This window comes from Rhizobium sp. SVR5-9E, from assembly GCF_056755095.1.
On the sequence record NZ_JBNDHS010000577.1, the window covers coordinates 1 to 250 of the forward strand.

General features: G+C 65.2%; 1 pseudogene. It reads right to left on the minus strand.

The annotated features are described in order from the left end of the window. A pseudogene (locus ACPYOJ_RS36140) lies at positions 1–215 on the minus strand (MFS transporter); the annotation flags it as partial. Between the last annotated feature and the right edge of the window lie 35 nt (positions 216–250).

The window sequence follows — 250 nt, forward strand, 5'->3', positions numbered from 1 at the left end:
GTCTGGAAGAGGCCGAAACCGACGCCGCAGAGCGCCATACGCCAGGTAATGTCGAGATCGCTGGGGAGGGACGGCAGGGCGGCCAGGAGCAGAAGCCCTGCAGCAGGGAGCGTCAGGCCGATGCTGCCAAGCACGGAAGCCGGATAGCGTGTCGAAAGACGTCCGGCGACGGGGGCGGTAGATACACCCAGTACTGGCCGGGGTGTTATCAGCATTCCCGTCGCTACCGCCGAACGATGGAGCACCGTCT